At 71.0% G+C, this 17,202-nt stretch carries 13 protein-coding genes and 1 pseudogene; 7 read left to right on the top strand and 7 right to left on the bottom strand.

Features of this window, described 5'->3' with window-relative positions:
- A pseudogene (locus ACS5PV_RS18040) lies at positions 1-116 on the top strand (IS5/IS1182 family transposase); the annotation flags it as partial.
- A 254-nt stretch (positions 117-370) separates the two neighbouring features.
- Here ACS5PV_RS18040 and ACS5PV_RS18045 read toward each other — a convergent pair.
- Positions 371-2,032 (bottom strand): Na/Pi cotransporter family protein, encoded by a 1,662-nt coding sequence (locus ACS5PV_RS18045; RefSeq protein WP_455396721.1) that lies wholly within the window; start codon positions 2,030-2,032, stop codon positions 371-373.
- A 115-nt stretch (positions 2,033-2,147) separates the two neighbouring features.
- Positions 2,148-2,843, bottom strand: a complete 696-nt coding sequence (locus ACS5PV_RS18050; protein ID WP_455396722.1) for a hypothetical protein — start codon at positions 2,841-2,843, stop codon at positions 2,148-2,150.
- Positions 2,844-3,075: 232 nt separating this feature from the next.
- Between ACS5PV_RS18050 and ACS5PV_RS18055 the strand changes: the two genes are divergently transcribed.
- The 6 genes from ACS5PV_RS18055 to ACS5PV_RS18080 all read left to right on the top strand — a co-directional run bounded on the left by ACS5PV_RS18055 (position 3,076) and on the right by ACS5PV_RS18080 (position 10,660).
- Positions 3,076-3,627: a DUF4337 domain-containing protein gene (locus ACS5PV_RS18055; protein ID WP_455396723.1), complete on the top strand. Its 552-nt coding sequence runs from the start codon at positions 3,076-3,078 to the stop codon at positions 3,625-3,627.
- Positions 3,628-3,790: 163 nt separating this feature from the next.
- Positions 3,791-4,078: a hypothetical protein gene (locus ACS5PV_RS18060; protein ID WP_455396724.1), complete on the top strand. Its 288-nt coding sequence runs from the start codon at positions 3,791-3,793 to the stop codon at positions 4,076-4,078.
- Positions 4,079-4,249: 171 nt separating this feature from the next.
- A complete protein-coding gene (locus ACS5PV_RS18065; RefSeq protein WP_455396725.1) occupies positions 4,250-4,891 on the top strand; it encodes a TetR/AcrR family transcriptional regulator in 642 nt (213 codons plus the stop codon).
- Positions 4,888-6,156, top strand: a complete 1,269-nt coding sequence (locus ACS5PV_RS18070; protein WP_455396726.1) for an efflux RND transporter periplasmic adaptor subunit — start codon at positions 4,888-4,890, stop codon at positions 6,154-6,156. The genes ACS5PV_RS18065 and ACS5PV_RS18070 overlap by 4 nt, the downstream gene beginning before the upstream one ends.
- Before the next feature lie 4 nt (positions 6,157-6,160).
- A complete protein-coding gene (locus ACS5PV_RS18075) occupies positions 6,161-9,301 on the top strand; it encodes an efflux RND transporter permease subunit (protein ID WP_455396727.1) in 3,141 nt (1,046 codons plus the stop codon).
- A gap of 126 nt (positions 9,302-9,427) precedes the next feature.
- The gene (locus ACS5PV_RS18080) at positions 9,428-10,660 is read left to right on the top strand and encodes an oxalate decarboxylase family bicupin (protein WP_455396728.1); all 1,233 of its coding nucleotides are present in this window, start codon (positions 9,428-9,430) and stop codon (positions 10,658-10,660) included.
- 118 nt (positions 10,661-10,778) lie between these two features.
- On the opposite strand, the gene ACS5PV_RS18085 is transcribed toward ACS5PV_RS18080, so the two are convergent.
- The 5 genes from ACS5PV_RS18085 to ACS5PV_RS18105 all read right to left on the bottom strand — a co-directional run bounded on the left by ACS5PV_RS18085 (position 10,779) and on the right by ACS5PV_RS18105 (position 16,858).
- Entirely contained in the window at positions 10,779-11,384 is a 606-nt protein-coding gene (locus ACS5PV_RS18085) for an N-acetyltransferase family protein (RefSeq protein ID WP_455396729.1), read from the bottom strand.
- Positions 11,384-13,729, bottom strand: a complete 2,346-nt coding sequence (locus ACS5PV_RS18090) for an Orn/Lys/Arg family decarboxylase (protein WP_455396730.1) — start codon at positions 13,727-13,729, stop codon at positions 11,384-11,386. The genes ACS5PV_RS18085 and ACS5PV_RS18090 overlap by 1 nt, the downstream gene beginning before the upstream one ends.
- Before the next feature lie 162 nt (positions 13,730-13,891).
- On the bottom strand, positions 13,892-14,506 hold the full coding sequence (locus tag ACS5PV_RS18095; protein ID WP_455396731.1) for an SGNH/GDSL hydrolase family protein: 615 nt from the start codon (positions 14,504-14,506) through the stop codon (positions 13,892-13,894).
- On the bottom strand, positions 14,503-15,501 hold the full coding sequence (locus tag ACS5PV_RS18100; protein WP_455396732.1) for a hypothetical protein: 999 nt from the start codon (positions 15,499-15,501) through the stop codon (positions 14,503-14,505). Before ACS5PV_RS18100 ends, ACS5PV_RS18095 begins: the two co-directional genes overlap by 4 nt.
- Entirely contained in the window at positions 15,488-16,858 is a 1,371-nt protein-coding gene (locus ACS5PV_RS18105; protein WP_455396733.1) for an MBOAT family O-acyltransferase, read from the bottom strand. Before ACS5PV_RS18105 ends, ACS5PV_RS18100 begins: the two co-directional genes overlap by 14 nt.
- Positions 16,859-17,202: the final 344 nt, after the last annotated feature.

The raw sequence follows: 17,202 nt of genomic DNA on the forward strand, positions 1-17,202 counted from the left end.
TCAACCGAGCCCGCCGATTGCCCGTCCGCTACGAACGCCGCGCCGACATCTACGAAGCCTTCACGTTCCTCCAGGCCAGCCTCATCACCATCCACCAGATCGACCGGTTCTGTTAGGCGCTCTAAGGCGCTCGTTATGGCTTGGAGCTACCTTTGAGACACGTCTGGCGGACGCAGCGTGATGTCTGCCCAAAACTCGTGGCTGGAGATCTCTATCTCAGTATGCCCGGCATCGACGTGTCGGAGCTGAATCCCGACGTACCCCGTGCGCGGCGTTGGCTGACGGACATGCGCCGCCGGAGCTGGCGACCGTCGAAAGGGGGAAAATACAGTCCTTCGCCGAGCTGGACGCCGCCCTCCCCATCGAGCCTTCAAGGCTCCTCAAGCCGACTCGCCCGCAGGGCGCCGCGCGTCTCCAGGATCGGATAGGCCGCCCCCGCCACCAGATGGTCGTTGACCCGCTTCAGGTCGCGCACGAGGTCGGGATAGAGCGCCGTGGCCTCGGCCGGTCCGGGGCCGGGGCCGGCGGCGCGCAGGCGGCGGAAATGGGCCTCGGTCGCCCTCGCTTCGAGGTCGCGGAAGATCGCCTTCTCGTCGGCGAGCCGCCGGGCGGCGCGGGGGTCCTCGGTCAGGAAGGCGGCGCCCGCCGCGCTCAAGTTCGCCTGGAGCCGCGCCAGCAGCGCCTCCACCTCCGCCTTGCCCTCGGACGAGAAGGTCAAGCCCCGCTTCAGGCGCTTGGCCGCGTGGGTCATCACGTTGCGCGAGAGGATGTCGCCGGCATGCTCCAGGTGGGTGGTGAAGGCCAGCAGCCCCGCGACCCGGCGCTCGTCGTCCTCGCTCAGGGCCTCGGGGTCGAGGCGGACGAGGTAGGCCTTGATGGCCGCGTTGAGCCGGTCGAGGGTGTCGTCCATCCGGCGGATCTGCGCCAGCTTGGCGCGGTCGCCGCCGGTCAGCGCCTCGCCGGCGCCGCCCGTCATCTCGGCGAGCACGTCGGCCATGCGCAGGGCCTCGCGGCCGGCGGCTCCGAGCGCCACCGGCGGCGTCTCCAGGGCGGCCTCGTCGAGGTGGATCGGCCGGCCGGGATCGTGGGCGTCGATCCGCTCCGGCAGCAGCCGGCGCAGCAGGGCCGCGAAGGGATCGAGGAGCGGCAGGACGACGAGCGCCAGCGCGAGGTTGAAGGCGGTGTGGAAGTCGGCCACCGCCCGCGACAGGTCGGGCTGCCAGGTCACGAGGAGCGGCCCGATCAGCCCGAGGCAGGGCAGGGCGGCGGCGCAGCCGAGCGCCCGGGTCAGGAGGTTGCCGAGCGCCACCTGGCGCCCCGCCGCCTCGCCCTCGCGTGCGCCCTCCAGCACCGGGTTGAGGGCCGAGCCGAGATTGGCCCCGAGCACCAGGGCCATCCCGGCCTCGAGCGGCAGCACGCCGGCTTGCGTGAACGACATCACCAGCAGCACGGTCGCGACGCTCGAATGCGCGGCCCAGGTGAGCACCGCGCCGAGCATCAGGGCGATCAGCCGGTCGGTCGCGACGGCGCCGAGCAGCACCCGCAGGGCCGGCACGTCCTCGTAGGGGGTGATCACCTCGACGAGGCGCGAGAGCGCCATCAGCATCAGCCCGAGGCCGATCGCCGCCCGGCCGATGTCGCGGGTGCGCGGGTCGGCGCCGCGGCGAAACAGGATCACGCCGATGAGCACCAGGACCGGTGCCACCCGGGCGACGTCGAAGGACAGGACCTGGACGATGAGCGTGGTGCCGATGTTGGCGCCGAGCATCACGGCGAGCGCCGGCACCAGGGCCACCAGCCCGGCGCCGGCGAAGGAGGCGACCATCAGGCCGGTGGCGGTGCTGCTCTGGAGGAGCGCCGTGACGCCGAGGCCCGCCGCCAGCGCCTTCACCCGGTTGCCGAGCGCCACCCCGAGCAGGCGGCGCAGGTGCGGCCCGAGGGCGCGCTGCACCCCGGTCTGCACCATGTGGATGCCCCAGAGCAGCAGCGCGACTGCGCCGCAGAGGTCGAGCAGGGTGAGGGTGGTGTCCATCCGTGCGGGGCGGCCTCCGTCCGGTCCGGTCTGAGGATACAGACCAGGAGCATCCCGGTTCCTGCCGCCCATGCAAGTCCGCTGCCCGCAGGTCTGGCGCCCGTCTCCCTTCCTGTCAGGGCTTGGCGCAGGCGGGATCGGCCGGGCGGGGCGCGCGGGTGAAGTTCAGGACCTCCCGGGTATAGGTCTCGACAACTTCCGAGATCGGCTGCCGCTCGGCGGTGAACACCACCGCGCGGTGGCTGAACAGGTGCTCGGGCACGCCGAGCGTGCCGCAGGCGGAAGCCGGCGGCGCGGCCTGGTCCCAGCCCTCGGGCAGGGGCTGCCAGTGCGGCTCGGCGCCGACCGTCTGGCGGGTGATGCCGAGGGGCGACACGGCCCGGCCGAACGGCGTCTCGGTCGTCTCCAGGAGCCGGTTCATCTCCGGGGTCAGGCGCGAGGGCACGTACCAGTTGTCGGCCTCCGACAGCACGTGGTCGCCGCAGGCGAGGCGCAGCCGGCGGTAGCGCAGGGGCTCCTCGGGCCCGACGGCGAGGCGCTTGCGCGTCTCCGGGCTCGCCGGCCGGTCGAGGGTGCGGTCCACCAGGGCGGCGAGGCGCGGCACCTCGGCCATGCGGTGGGTCGCGCACCAGCCCTCCAGCGTCGCGGTGGCGCTGCGGCTCGCGAGCAGGGCGGCGTTGAGGCTCTGCATCACCGCCGTCGCCTCGACGCGGGAGAGATAGGTGTCGGGCCAGTCCGGGCCCGCGGCCCGGGCGGGGAGGGCGAGCGGCAGGCAGGCCAGCAGCGGGACGAGGAGGCGGGCAGGCGACATGGGGGCGTCTCTCCGGATCGGCCCTTGAGCGGGGCCGTGGCGAGAGGCCTGCCCGGTCTGCTTCCTCGCTGCAAGCGGGGGCTGGCGCGGCCCCGCGGCCCGGCTATGAAGGCGCGGGTGCCGCCGATTCGCCGCTGATCCGCGCGGCACGGCTGTTCTTCGTCCTGTCGCAGGGTTTCGCCAGACCGGGCGCCTGGTTGCGTCGGTCATGGCCGGTTGAGGGGAGACGACGATGTCGGGTGGTCACGGGGCGGTCGACGCCTCCAACAAGAAGGTCGCGCTTCTGATCTCGGTGCTGGCGCTCTTCCTCGCCCTGGGCGAGACCCTGGCGAAGAGCGCCCAGACCGACGCGCTCGGCGCCAACGTCGAATCCGCCAACCAGTGGGCCTATTTCCAGGCCCGCACGATCCGCGCCACGGTGCTGAAGACCGCGAGCGAAGAGGTCGCCCTCGATCCCGGCGCGTCGCCCGACGCGGTGAAGAAGCAGGTCGAGGAGTGGGCCAAGACCATGGCGCGCTGGGAATCCGACCCGGCCTCCGGCGACGGCCGCAAGGAGCTCGCCGCCAAGGCCAAGAAGGCCGAGGAGAAGCGCGACCTCTCGCTCGCCCGCTACCACCATTACGAACTGGGCTCGGCCGCCTTCCAGATCGGCATCGTGCTCGCCTCGGCCCAGGTCATCACCGGCATCGCGGCGCTCGCCTTCGCGGGCGGGGCGCTCGGCGTGGCCGGCATCGCCATGCTGGCGGTCGGGCTGTTCGCCCCGCACGCGTTCCATCTGTTCTAGAGCATTTTCCGACGAAGTGGCTACCGGTTCGTCGGAGAAAATGCGATAAAACAAAGACTTAGAGAGCTTCGCGATTGCAACGCGATCGTGAAGTGCTCTAGGTGCCGGATTCGGTGCCGCCAACAGGCATTCCCGGCCGTCGGCGGCGCCGGAAGACCGGGATGTGGATTTCGTGGTGTTCGGCCGCGGCACGCGCAGGCACGTCATCGTTCCCGTGCCGTGCGGCGCCCATGGCGGCGAGAGCATCCTCAAGGTCGCGCGAAACAATCTCCGGGTCTTCTTCGGGTCTCTCGCCGCCGCCACGACCGCCTGCGCGCTCACGGACGCAGATCGTCCGGTTGCGCAAAGATTACCGACCCGACCATCTGCTGCATTGATCGTGGTGACGAGCGGGTCCGACCTCGCACGGGGCCGCGAAGGCTGCCCGCTGAACGAGAGGGGAGGGGAATGAGCCGGATCGTCCCGCTCTCGCCTCGACACCGGCGTGGTACCGCGACGTCCGGCCGTCGCGTGCTCGACCTAACCACTCCCGTCATGTTGCGGTTCTATGTCGCAGAAACCAACGCTTGCCAGCCGGACACGCTGCACCGCTAACTGAACCGGTCAGTTCAGTTAGGCCTTCATGAGCGACGCCGTCCAGCCCGTCGATCGTCGCCATCTCGATCGCCGTCCCGCCGAGCGCGCGCTCGACCCGAAGCGCCGCCGTCGCATCCTCGAGGCGGGGATGGGGCTGTTCTCGGGGTTGCCCTACGCCGCCGTGCACATGGACGCGGTCGCGGCCGAGGCCGGCGTCGCGAAGCCGACGCTGTACCGCTACTTCCCCACCAAGGAAGCCCTGTTCATCGCCGGCCTCGCCTGGACGCTCGCCGAGTTGCGCGACGCGATCGGGGCGATCCGGGGCATCGACGCGCCCGCGCGCCTGCGCGCCGCCGTCGGGCTGGTGCTGGAGCGGGTCGGCGCCCTCTCGCCGGCGCTGACCGCGATCGAGGGACGCGGCGCCGCGTTCGGCGAGCGCAGCCGGCGGGTCCTGCGCGAGGGCTTCGACGGGTTGCGCGGCGCGCTGGCCGACCTCCTGCGCGCCGGCGTCGCGGCGGGCGAGCTGCGCGTGCCCGACATCGACCTCGCCGTGCTGATGATCCTCGGCGGCATCCGCATGGCGGTGCACGGCACCGGCCGGCGCCCACCCGCCTCGGCGGCGGTCGCCGATTTCTTCCTCGACGGACTCGGCGTGCCGCCGGCGTCACCCCTCGGAGCCCAACGATGATCCGCCTCCTCCTCGTCCTCCTGGTCGCCGCGGCGGCCGGGGCGGGATGGCTCGTGCAGCGCCACGGCGGCGACACGCGAGCGGCCTGGAGCACGGCCCGGGGGGCGCTGCCGGCGGACCTCGCCCGGCACCTGCCGGAGCACCTGCCGGTCGCCTACGTGCCGCCCGCGCCCCCAAGCCCGGTCAATCCCGCCGCCTCCCGCCCGGTCGTGACCACGGTGGCGGCCGGCGTCACCGACCTCGCGCTCACCCGCTCGGCGGTGGGCTGGGTCGAGCCGATGGCGAGCGTGACCCTGCGTCCGCGCATCGACGGGGTCGTCACCGAGCAGCTCGCCCGCGACGGCCAGGTGGTCAAGGCCGGCGACGTGCTCTACCGCCTCGACGACCGCGAGATCCGTGCCCAGCTCGCCCGCGACGAGGCGGCGCTCGCCCGCGACCAGGCGACCCAGGTCCGCACCCAGAACGACGTCCGCCGCGTCGGCGAACTGCTCTCGCGCTCGTCGGCCTCGCAGGCGCAGTTCGACGTCGCCACCGCCGAGGCCAAGGTCGCGGCGGCGAACGTCGCGGCGTCGCAGGCCGCGATCGAGGCTGACAGGGTCCGCCTCGACTACACCACCGTGCGGGCGCCGATCTCGGGTCGCCTCGGCAAGGTGCTCGTCACTACCGGCAACCTCGTGAAGGGCAACGAATCGGCCGGCACCGGCCTCGTCACCATCACGCAGATGCGGCCGCTTCGCGCCACCTTCTCTCTCCCCGAGCGCGACCTCGACGGGTTGCGCTCGGCGCTGGCGCGGACCGGGACCGCGCCGGTCCGGGTCTATCCCAGCGGCGGCGAGGCGGTGCTGGCGACCGGGCGGCTCTCCTTCGTCGATTCGGCCGTCGACCAGGCGTCGGGCACCGTCACCGCCTGGGCCCTGTTCCCGAACGAGGACGACCGGCTGTGGCCCGGCCAGTACGTCCGGATCGAGGTCGATCTCGGCTCGCGGCCCGGGACCGTCACGGTGCCACAGGCCGCGGTGCAGCCGGGGCAGGAGGGCAGCTTCGTCTGGGTCGTGCGCCCCGACCGCACGGTCGAGCGCCGCGCCGTCGAGGTGCTGGCCTCCCGCGACGGCCGCGCCGCCCTGGCCCAGGGGCTGAAGAGCGGCGAGCGGGTGGTGGTCGAGGGCCAGTTCCGGGTCCGCCCCGGCCTTCCCGTCAGCGAGCGCCCGCAGGACACGACCGAGGCACAAGCCGCCGCGCCCGGCACCGCAAGCCGGATCGAGTGACCCCATGAACCTCTCGGCCCCGTTCATCCGCAGGCCCGTCGCCACGATCCTGCTCTCGATCGCCCTGACGCTGTCGGGACTGTTCGCCTACCGCTTCCTGCCGGTGGCGGCGCTGCCGACCGTGGATTTTCCGACCATCTCGGTCACCGCGCAGCTGCCCGGCGCCTCGCCGGAATCGATGGCGGCGTCCGTCGCGACGCCGTTGATCAAGGAGTTCTCCACGATCCCGTCGATCGCCACGATCTCGGCGACGAACTACCAGGGCTTCACCTCGATCACGGTCGAGTTCGAGCTGACGCGAAACATCGACCAGGCCGCCGCCGACGTGCAGGCGGCGATCACCCGGACCCTGCGCCGGCTGCCGATCGAACTGACCATCCCGCCGAGCTTCCGCAAGCTCAACCCCGCCGACGCGCCGGTGATCCTGCTCGCTCTGTCGAGCGAGACGACGCCGCTGCCGACGCTCGACGCCTTCGCCCAGACGGTGATCTCGCCCTCGCTCTCCACCATCACGGGCGTGGGCCAGGTGCTGGTCTTCGGCAGCCAGAAGTTCGCCGTCCGGGTCCAGCTCGATCCCAACGTGCTCGCCGCCCGCGGCATCGGCGTCGACGAGGTCCAGGCGGCGATCCAGAACGCCAACACCTCGACCCCGGTCGGCGTGGTCGAGGGCAGGGGCCAGAACCTCACCATCCAGACCAACACCCAGCTGATGAACGCCGACGCGTTCCGCGACGTGATCGTGGCGGTGCGCAACGGCCGGCCGGTGCGCCTCGGCGAGGTCGCCCGCGTCATCGACTCGGTCGAGAACAACCGCATCGCCTCGTGGAAGGACGGCACCCGCGGCCTGGTGCTCGCCGTCCAGCGCCAGCCCGACGCCAACACCGTCGACGTGGTCGACCGGGTGCGCGCGATGCTGCCGAAGTTCCAGGAGCAGCTGGGCGCGAGCGGCACCATCGACGTCGTCAACGACCGCTCGGTCTCGATCCGCGAGGCGGTGCACGACGTGCAGTTCACGCTGGCGCTCACCATCGTGCTCGTCGTCGCGGTGATCTACCTGTTCCTCGGGCGGCTCGCCGCGACGCTGATCCCGTCGATCGCGGTGCCGATCTCGATCATCGCCACCTTCGGGGCGATGTACCTGCTCGGCTACTCGATCGACAACATCTCGCTGCTCGGCCTCACCCTCGCGGTCGGCCTCGTCGTCGACGACGCGATCGTGATGCTGGAAAACATCGTCCGGCACGTCGAGGAGGGGATGAAGCCGTTCGAGGCGGCGCTGAAGGGCGCGGGCGAGATCGGCTTCACCATCCTGTCGATCACCATCTCGCTGATCGCGGTGTTCATCCCCGTCCTGCTGATGGGCGGCGTCGTCGGGCGCATCTTCAACGAGTTCGCCATCGTGGTGACGATCGCGATCGTCGCCTCGGCGGTGATCTCCATCACGCTGACCCCGATGCTCGCCGCCCGCCTGCCGGCCGATGCCGCCGGCCATGGCCAGAAGAAGAACCTGTTCGAGCGCGGCTTCGCCCGAATGCAGGGCGCCTACGAGCGCGGGGTCGATCTCTGCCTGCGCTGGCCCTTCGCGGTTCTGATGGTGTTCTTCGCCAGTGTGGCGCTCACCGCCTGGATGTTCGTGGTGATCCCCAAGGGCTTCTTCCCCTCAGAGGATATCGGCCAGCTCCAGATCGCGTCGGAAGCCGGCCAGGACGTGTCCTTCGACGCGATGAGCACCCTCCAGCACGAGGCCGAGGTGATCCTCGCCCGCCACCCGGCGGTGGCGCACGTGGTGAGCCGGGCGGGCTCGAACGGCTTCTCCGGCACCCTCAACCAGGGCTCGTTCTTCGTCGAACTGAAGGACCGCGACCAGCGCCCGCCGCTTGCCAAAACCATCGCGGAGTTGCGCCGTGATCTCGCCGCGGTGCCGGGCCTGACCTCGTTCATCACGCCGGTGCAGAACCTGCGCCTCGGCGGGCGCCAGTCGAAGAGCCAGTACCAGTACGTGGTGCAGGGCCTGAACCGGCCCGATCTCGAGCGCTGGTCCGAGCGGCTGACCGAGGCCTTGGCCCGCGACCGCGCCACCTTCGCGGGCGTCACCAGCGACCTCCAGAACGCTGCGCTCCAGGCCAAGGTCACGGTCGATACCGACAAGGCGCAGGCGCTGGGCATCACCTCCGACCAGATCCGCCAGACGCTCTACACCGGCTTCGGCACCCGCCAGGTCTCGACCATCTACGGCACCGCCGACAGCTACCAGGTCATCACCGAGTTCGACCCGCGCCTGAACTGGACCGCCGACCGGCTCGACGACATCCGCCTGCGCTCCGCCAGTGGCAAGCTGGTGCCGCTCTCGGCGGTGGCGAGCGTGACGCGGGTGCCGGGCCCGCTCTCGATCAACCAGCTCGGCCTCCTGCCGGCGGTGACGATCTCGTTCGACCTCGCCCCCGGCGTGGCGCTCGGCCAGGCGGTCAACCGCATCGCCGAGATCAAGGACACGCTCGGGGTACCGGGCACCATCACCACGACGTTCGCCGGCACCGCCCAGGTGTTCCAGGACGCGCTGGCCAACCAGGGTCTGCTCCTGGCGGCGGCCGTCATCACCATCTACCTCGTGCTCGGCATCCTCTACGAGAGCTTCATCCACCCGCTCACCATCCTCACCGGCCTGCCGGCGGCGGCGATCGGGGCGCTGGGCGCACTCCAGCTCTACGGGATGGACCTCTCGGTGATCGCGATCATCGGCGTGCTGATGCTGATCGGCATCGTGAAGAAGAACGCCATCATGATGATCGACGTCGCCCTGGTGCTCCAGCGCGAGCAGGGCTGGACGCCCGCGGCGGCGATCCGCGAGGCCTGTGCGCTTCGCTTCCGCCCGATCATGATGACGACGGCGGCGGCCGTGATGGGCACCCTGCCGATCGCCATCGGCCACGGGGCGAGCGCAGAACTGCGCCAGCCCCTCGGCGTCGCGGTGGTGGGCGGGCTTCTGGTGTCCCAGCTCCTCACCCTGTTCATCACGCCGGTGCTCTACCTCTACATGGACCGCCTCGGGACCGGGGCGACGCGGCTCGTGCTGTCGCTGCGCCGCGGCCGCCTGCCGGCGAGCCGGCCGGACGGGGAGGCAGGCCGCCACCAGCCGGCGGAGTGATGGGAGGCCGCCGGTCCCGCGTCATCCGGCGTCGGTGACCGAGCGGAACCCGTCGCCGGGCGGAGCATTGTCGGGCGCCATGCGGGGCCGTGAGGGCTTGTCCCCGCCTAAAGGTGGAGACCGCCCATGCCGCTCATCTCCCGTCGCGATACCCTGGCCGCCGCGGCCGCCGGCCTCGTCGGCACCGCCGCCAGCGCGCAGACTCCGTCAGGACCGGCTCCGTCGGGCCCGACGCCGATCCGCGGCAAGGACGGGGCGGACATCATCGGCCCGACGAACCCGGCGCGCCAGGCCGAGGAGCCGTTCACCACGCGCCCGCCGAAGACCGACCACGGCACGATGCCGAACCTCAAATGGTCGTTCACCGACAGCCACATGCGCCTGGAGGAGGGCGGCTGGGCGCGCCAGACCACGGTGCGCGAGCTGCCGATCTCGACCGCGATGGCGGGCGTCAACATGCGCCTCAAGGCCGGCGTCGCCCGCGAGATGCACTGGCACAAGGAGGCCGAGTGGTCCTACATGCTGAAGGGCCGCGCCCGCATCACCGCCGTCGACCAGATGGGCCGCACCTTCGTCGACGACGTCGGCGAGGGTGATCTCTGGTACTTCCCGTCGGGCATCCCGCACTCGATCCAGGGGCTGGAGAGCGATGTCGACGGCTGCGAGTTCCTGCTCGTCTTCGACGATGGGCACTTCTCCGAGGATTCGACCTTCCTCATCACCGACTGGCTCGCCCACACCCCGCGCGACATCCTGGCGAAGAACTTCGGGGTGCCCGAGGAGGCCCTGGCCCGGATCCCCGAGAAGGAGCTCTACATCTTCCCGGCGCCGATGCCCGGGCCGCTCGCCGGCGACCGGATGGGCGGCGCCGGCCCGGTGCCGGACACGTTCAGCCACCGGATGCTGGCGCAGGACCCGATCCGGACGAAGAGCGGCAGCGTCCGCATCACCGATTCGAAGGTCTTTCCGGCCTCGAAGACCATCGCGGCGGCCCTCGTCGAGCTGGAGCCCGGCGGCCTGCGCGAGCTGCACTGGCACCCGAACGGCGACGAGTGGCAGTACTACCTCTCGGGCCAGGGCCGGATGACGGTGTTCGGCTCGGAATCGAAGGCCCGCACCTTCGACTACCAGGCCGGCGACGTCGGCTACGTGCCCTTCGCCATGGGGCATTACATCGAGAATACCGGGTCGACGCCGCTGCGCTTCCTGGAGCTATTCCGCAGCCCGCTCTACGCCGACGTGTCGCTGAACCAGTGGATGAAGCTGACGCCGCACGCGCTGGTGCGGGCGCACCTGAACATCGACGAGTCGGTGCTGGCCGGGCTGCCGGCAGGGAAGACGCCGGTGGTGCCGGGGTAGCGTGAATTTGGCCCATCTGACGCCGTGGGAGTAAAGCGCGGGATCCCCTCTCCCGTCTGGGAGAGGGGAAGCGCTCTACATCGGACTGCTTGCGAAACTCACAAGACCAACTCCGCCTTCACCCCAGCGGCAACGGCGCCCTCGCACCTTGCGCCACCGCCTCCTGCCGCCAGGTCGAGGGCTGGTCCGACGACCCCGTGCCGAGCGGGCACTGCACCATCACGCTGTCGGCCCAGCGGCCGTGGCGGTAGGCCACGGCCGGCAGGTGGCCGACGCGCGTGAAGCCGCAGGCCTCGTGCAGGCGCAAGCTGGCCTCGTTCTCGGCGTCGATGTAGCCGATCATCTGGCGGTAGCCGCCCGCCGCGCAGGCCTCGATCAGCGCCGGCAGCAGGCGCCGGCCGATGCCGGCATGCAGGTGGCCGGCATGGACGTAGATCGAGTGCTTGAGGGTGTAGCGGTAGGCCGGCCGCTTGCGGAACGGCACCGCGTAGGCGTAGCCCGCCACCACCCCGTGACGCTCGGCCACGAGGTGGGGCAGGCGCTTCGAGCGCATGTTCTTGCGCCGGCGCTTGAGGTCGTCCGGCACCAGCCGGTCCTCCTCGAAGTCGCCGGTATCGCCGACGCCGTGGCGGATGTGGTGCTCGTAGATCTCGATCATCGCCGCCACGTCCGCGTCGGTCGACGGCCGGATCACGATCCCGGGCTGGCCCGCGACCGTGTCCATCAGCGGCCCTCCCGCAGCACGTAGGTGTAGAAGCGGATGCGCCCGTCCGGCTCGACCTGGCGGTAGACGCCCTGGATCTCGGCCTCGAAGCCCGGAAACAGGTTGGCGGCGGCCTCGAACATCTTGAAGTAGTCGAGCATGGGCTTGGCCCGCTCATCCAACCGCTCGCCCGGCAGCACCGTGCCGATGCCGGGCGGATAGACCAGCATCAGCGTCGTGGCGATTCGCCCCTCGGCCTCGGCGATCGGCACGAAGTCGACGTTGTTGCGCGTCAGCATCTGCGCCGCGGCCTTCGGCGGCATCACCATCTCGGGCAGGTGCTCGGGCATGAACTGCTTGCGCTGGAGGGCCGACGTGCCCGATCGCCGGTGGAAGTCGTGGTAATCGGCGCAGAGGTCGCGCAGGCGCACGCCGCCGTAGCGCTGCGGCCGGCGCCGGACGAATTCCGGCATCGCCTCCTCGAGCAGCACGTTGTCGTCGTGCAGGCGCTTGAAGGCGACGAGGCCCGAGATCAGCGTGCCGGCCTTCGACGATTCGACGCCGGGCGTCAGCAGGAAGAGCAGCGAGTTGAGGTCGTTCTTCTCCGCGACGATGCGGTTCTCGCGCAGGTACTGGGCGACGATCGGGGCCGGCACGCCGTGCTCGGCATATTCGCCCGTACGCCGGTCGAAGCCGGGGGTGAGCACCGTGAGCTTGTTCGGGTCGGTAATGGCGTAGCCCGACGCGACGTGGGTGAAGCCGTGCCAGCCGGCCCCCGGCTTCAGCTCCCAGTGGCGCGGGTCGGAGGCGAGCTCGTCGGTCGGCAGGCTCTCCCACGGCACCTCGGCGCCGCCCGCGCCCGTCGCCATGTCGGGCACGAAGGGGTCGAAGAACCAGCGGCGCTTGGGGTCGCGCTCGTTCTCCTCGAACTCCTTGCGGATCGCCCGCACCTTCTTGCGCCACTCGATGCCGAGGCGGATCGTGTCGTCCCACAAGATCATGCCCGAGCGCCCCTTCATCATCTGGGCGCCGACGTCGAGGGAGGCGAAGAGGGGGTAGAACGGCGAGGTCGAGGCGTGGACGAGGAAGCTCTCGTTGAGGCGCCTGTGCTCGACACGCCGGGTCTGGCCGCGGATGTGGCCGTCCTTGGTGTGGATCTGCGAGGCTTGGGAGAAGCTCGCGAGCTGCTTGTGGGTCGATTGCGTCGCGATGATGCCGGGCGAGGTCTCGTCCAGTCCCGTCAGTCCCATGGCGTAGCGGCCCTGGAACAGCGGGTGGAACTTCATGAAGCCGGCCCAGGCCTCGTCGAACAGGATGTAGTCGCAGAGGTGGCCGATTCTCGCGACGATCTCGCGGGCGTCGTAGATCGTGCCGTCATAGGTGCACTGCTCGATGACGGCGACGCGGAACGGGCGCTCGCGGCGCCACGCCTCGCGGTCCTTGACCAGCGGGTTGGTGCGGATCTTCTGGCGGATCTTGTCCTCGTCCAGCGCCTCGTGGAAGATCGGGCCGATCAGCCCGTAGGCGTTGCGGTCGGTCTCTAGGAAGATCGGGATGCCGCCGCCGAGGAACAGCGCGCCGTGATGCGCCGCCTTGTGGTTGTTGCGGTCGAACAGCACCAGGTCGTCCTCGGCGACGAGCGAGGACAGCACGATCTTGTTCGAGGCCGAGGTGCCGTTGAGCACGAAGTAGGTCTTCTCCGCCCCGAAGATCTGGGCGGCCTCCTTCTGCGCCTTGAGCGCGGGACCCTCGTGGGTCAGGAGGTCGCCGAGGTCGAGGACCGAGTTGTCGAGGTCGTCGCGAAAGATCGCCTCGCCTAAGTGCTCGACGAAGATGCGGCCGATCGGCGAGCGGTTGTAGAAGATGCCGCCGTTGTGGCCCGGGCAGGTCCAGAGCTGGTTGCCCTTCTCGGCGTAGTCGACCAGCGCGCCGAAGAACGGGGTCTTCAGGGTCTCGGCGTACTGCGTCACCCGGCTGACGAGGCCGCGGGCGATGAATTCGGGCGTTTCCTCCGCGAGGAAGATGTAGCCGTCGATGAAGTCGAGGAGTTCGACCGGGATGTCTTCCAGGCGCTTGCGCCGGACCATGATGACGATCGGCATCTCGAGGCCGCGCTTGCGCATCATGTCGATGAGCGCCGCCGCCTTGCCGTCGAGGCCGCGCTTGCCCCAGTCCACCACCAGGCAGCCGACGGCCGCATCCGTCTGCACCGCGATCGCCGCGTCCTCGACCCGCCGGGCCCGCACTACCTCGAAGCCGCGATGCTCGACCGCCGCAACGATCTGGTTGACGCGCACGCCCTCCAGGTCGTCCGGATCGAAGGCCGGCGTGCACATCAGCACCGTGAAGCGGCGGTGGAAGTCCATCGGGCGGGGCTCCTGTCCTGTCGGGGAATGGCCTGCGTGTCGGCCGCTCTCGTGACGATCCGATGACGGCGGCGAGCGATTCCGTGCACCTCACGAAACTCCCGCTGCGCTGGCGCCGCCCCATCGCGCGACGCCGGTGACCGGGAGTTTCGTGAGAGACACTCAGCCGGTGCGCAGCAGGGATCCGAGGGCGGCACCGAGCGCGGCGTAGCCGTGGGCGTTGAGATGGAGCCGGTCGGCCTCGAGGCCAGTGGCGGGATCGGGACCAAGCGCCGCGTCGCAATCGAGGAGGAGCAGGGCCTCGGCTCGGGCGAGGTCCGCGATGGCGGTGTTGAACGCGAGACGGTCGGCCTCGCTGCGACCGGGCGGGCTCGCGCGCCACGGCAGGGTCGCGAGCACGAGCGTCGGTGGGGCCCAGGCGGCGCGCAGGGACGCCAGCAGGGCGGCAAGGCCGGCGGTGATGGTCTCGGGGTTGTCGCCGTCCGCGAAGCTGTTGGTGCCGACCATCACGATCGCGAGGTGTGGCCTGATGGCGAAAGCCGCCATCGCGGCGAGGCGCCAGCGGGTCGTCTGCACCCGGTCGCCGGGGACGCCGAGATTGAGGGTGGGCCGGCCGGTCGCGCGGTCGAGATCCGGCCCGGGCCAGCCGGCGGCGAGGGAATCGCCGAGGATCACCGCGTCGGGCGCCGGGCCGGCGGCGAGGCGGGCGACGAGGGCGCGGTGGCGGCGCAGGCCGGAGGGTTTCAAAGGTGGGGCAGGGGGGCGGGCGCCGCTCACCGCCCCGCCGTCCCCCGCAGGCCCAGCCGCTCCAGCACCTGCCGGCCGATCAGCGGCGTGTAGTGCAGGTTGTCGAGCCAGGCGGGGGTCGAGCCGGCGGCGGGATCGAACGGATAGGGATCACCGAGGCCGGTGAGGTCGAGGACCGGCCGCCCGCGGGCGGCGCAAAGACCCATCACCGCCTCGCGCCAGCGCGAGAAATCGTCGGCGAGCCCGAGATCGGCGAGCACCCGGCGCTGCGCGTCGCTCACCGGCGAGAGGTAGACCATCAGGTCGGTGCCCGACAACCGCTCCAGCGCGAGGTCGAGGCCCGCCAGGGTCTCAGGCCGGAACGGTGCGGTGGTGCGCCGGCGCGTGGCGTCGTTCTCCAGCGTCAGCGCCGCCGGCAGGGGTGGGGTGATGCGGTAGCCTCCCTCGGTCCAGGCGCCCGGATCGTCGCCACCCTCGACCGCCGCGAGCCGGCTGTCGGCGAGCGCGTAGCGGCCGAGCACGCTGCCCATCAGGGCGGAGAGCCGGCCGCTCGGGGTCGCCAGCGCGTCGTCGAGATGGACCGGCACGCTGGGCCGCGAGAACATGTAGTAGTCGAGGCCGAGCGTCGCCCGCGCCGGCGCGCGGGAGGCCACCACCGCGGCGATCACCGGCAGCTCGGTGGCGATGATCGCCGAGATCCCGGCATTGAATACCCGCCCCGCCGGCACGCTCGTGACGTCGGCGGGATCGAGGCCGTGATAGACCGTCGAGGAGCCGATCAGCGCGAGGTCGTAGGGGCGCGTGAGCGCCTGGAGCACCTTGGCCCGGCGGGTCTGCCGGTCGAGGAGGCGGCTGTTGCCGTCGGTCGCGGCCCGCCAGGGCGGGTCCTGGCGAAAGATCCAGTAGGCGTCGAACCAGATCACCCGCCCGGCGACCCCGGCGACGAGGAGGGCCAGGAACGCCGCCGTGAGAACCAGGAAGCGGCGGGCCTCGGTCTCGCGATACGGGGCCTCAGAAGCGGGCATAGATGAAGGCCTGGTTGGCGTCGTTGCCGACCTGGAGCAGGATCGCCGCCAGGAGCAGGGCGGTCGCGGCCGCCGCGAGAGGCTTCGGGATCAGCCGCTCCACCGCCTCGCGGGCAGTGGGGCCGAGAGCCGCCAGAGCCGCGGCGCCGGCGGCCAGCGGCCAGAATGCGGTGCTGCCGCCCGCATCCGTGCCGAGGCCGAGGAGCCCGCGATAGACCGCGAGCGCGGTGGCGAAGTCGGGGGCGCGAAACAGCACCCAGGCGAGGCAGACGAAGGCGAAGGTGGCAAGCCATCCCGCCGCCTCCGGGAGCCGCAGGCCGGCGCGGCGCCACAGCACGTGCAGGCCGAGCGCGATCCCGTGCGCCGCACCCCAGGCGACGAAGGTGAGCCCCGCCCCGTGCCACAGCCCGCCGAGCGCCATGGTGGCGAAGAGCGCCAGGAGCTGGCGCGGCAGCCCGTGCCGGCTGCCGCCGAACGGGATGTAGAGGTAGTCGCGCAGGAACAGCGACAGGGTGATGTGCCAGCGCCGCCAGAAATCCTGGATCGAGGCCGCCCGGTAGGGCGCGCGAAAATTCTCCGGCAGCACGATCCCGAACAGCAGCGCGAGACCGAGCGCCATGTCGGTGTAGCCCGAGAAGTCGAAGTAGAGCTGGAGCGCGTAGCCGATCGTCGCCTGCATCGCAGCGGCGAAGTCCAGCTGGCCGCCGGCGGCGGCCGCGCTCCAGATCGGATCGACGTAAGTTCCGAGCCCGTCGCCGAGAAAGACCTTCTTCGTGAGACCTGCCGTCAGCAGCATCAGGCCGCGGGCGGCCCGGTCGGCGGAATCGGGCTCGGGCGCGCGCAGCTGGCCGACGATCTCGGACGGCCGCACCAGGGGGCCGGCGATCACCCGGGGGAAGAACGCGACGTAGACAGCGTATTCCGCGAGCCCCATCGGCTCCGCCTTGCCGCGCCGCAGGTCGACCAGGTAGGCGATGTGCTGGAAGGTGAAGAACGAGATGCCGAGCGGCAGCGCCAGCGAGACCAGCGGTACGCTCGCACCGGTGACGGCATCCGCCAGCCCGGCGAAGAAGCCGAGATACTTGAAGACGCCGAGCAGCCCGAGATCGAGGACGATCGCCAGGGTGAGGACGTCGGCGCGCCGGCCGCGGCGCCACGCCTCCCCGGCGAGCCAGTTGAGGGCGATCGAGCCCGCGAGCAGCGGCACGAAGCGCCAATCCCACCAGCCGTAGAAGGCGAAGGAGAGGCCGGCAAGCCAGGCGACGCGCCAGCCCGGCCGGCGGGCGACGCAGAGTGCGTGCAGCCCGAGCGCCACCGGCAGGAACAGCAGCAGGAACGGCAGGGAGTTGAAGGGCATGCGGGCTCGCCGGTCGGGCCCCGGCGTTAGTGCAAAATCGGCGCCAGGAAAAGGGCGGTGTCAAGTTTCGCGTCGGTGAGGCGCCGTCGCTTGAGCCTTTTTTGCTCATCATGCCGCATGCCGAGCGCCTCTCCGACCTTCGTCGCAGAGTAGGCGTCCGAGTAGCCTGCCGGATGCGCAAGGCTTGGGTGAATCACGCTGGCCGTCCTGACTCTGTGGCGCGACGGCAAGCCTGCCCGATTATCAAAAGCATCTGTGGGAAATTCGGGGGTCAACGCACGAGGATGGGTTGAAACCGCGCCGCGCTGCCCGATATCGCGGCTATGCCCGCGTTGCGGGCGCGT

The sequence above is a fragment of the Methylobacterium sp. Gmos1 genome, from assembly GCF_053764715.1.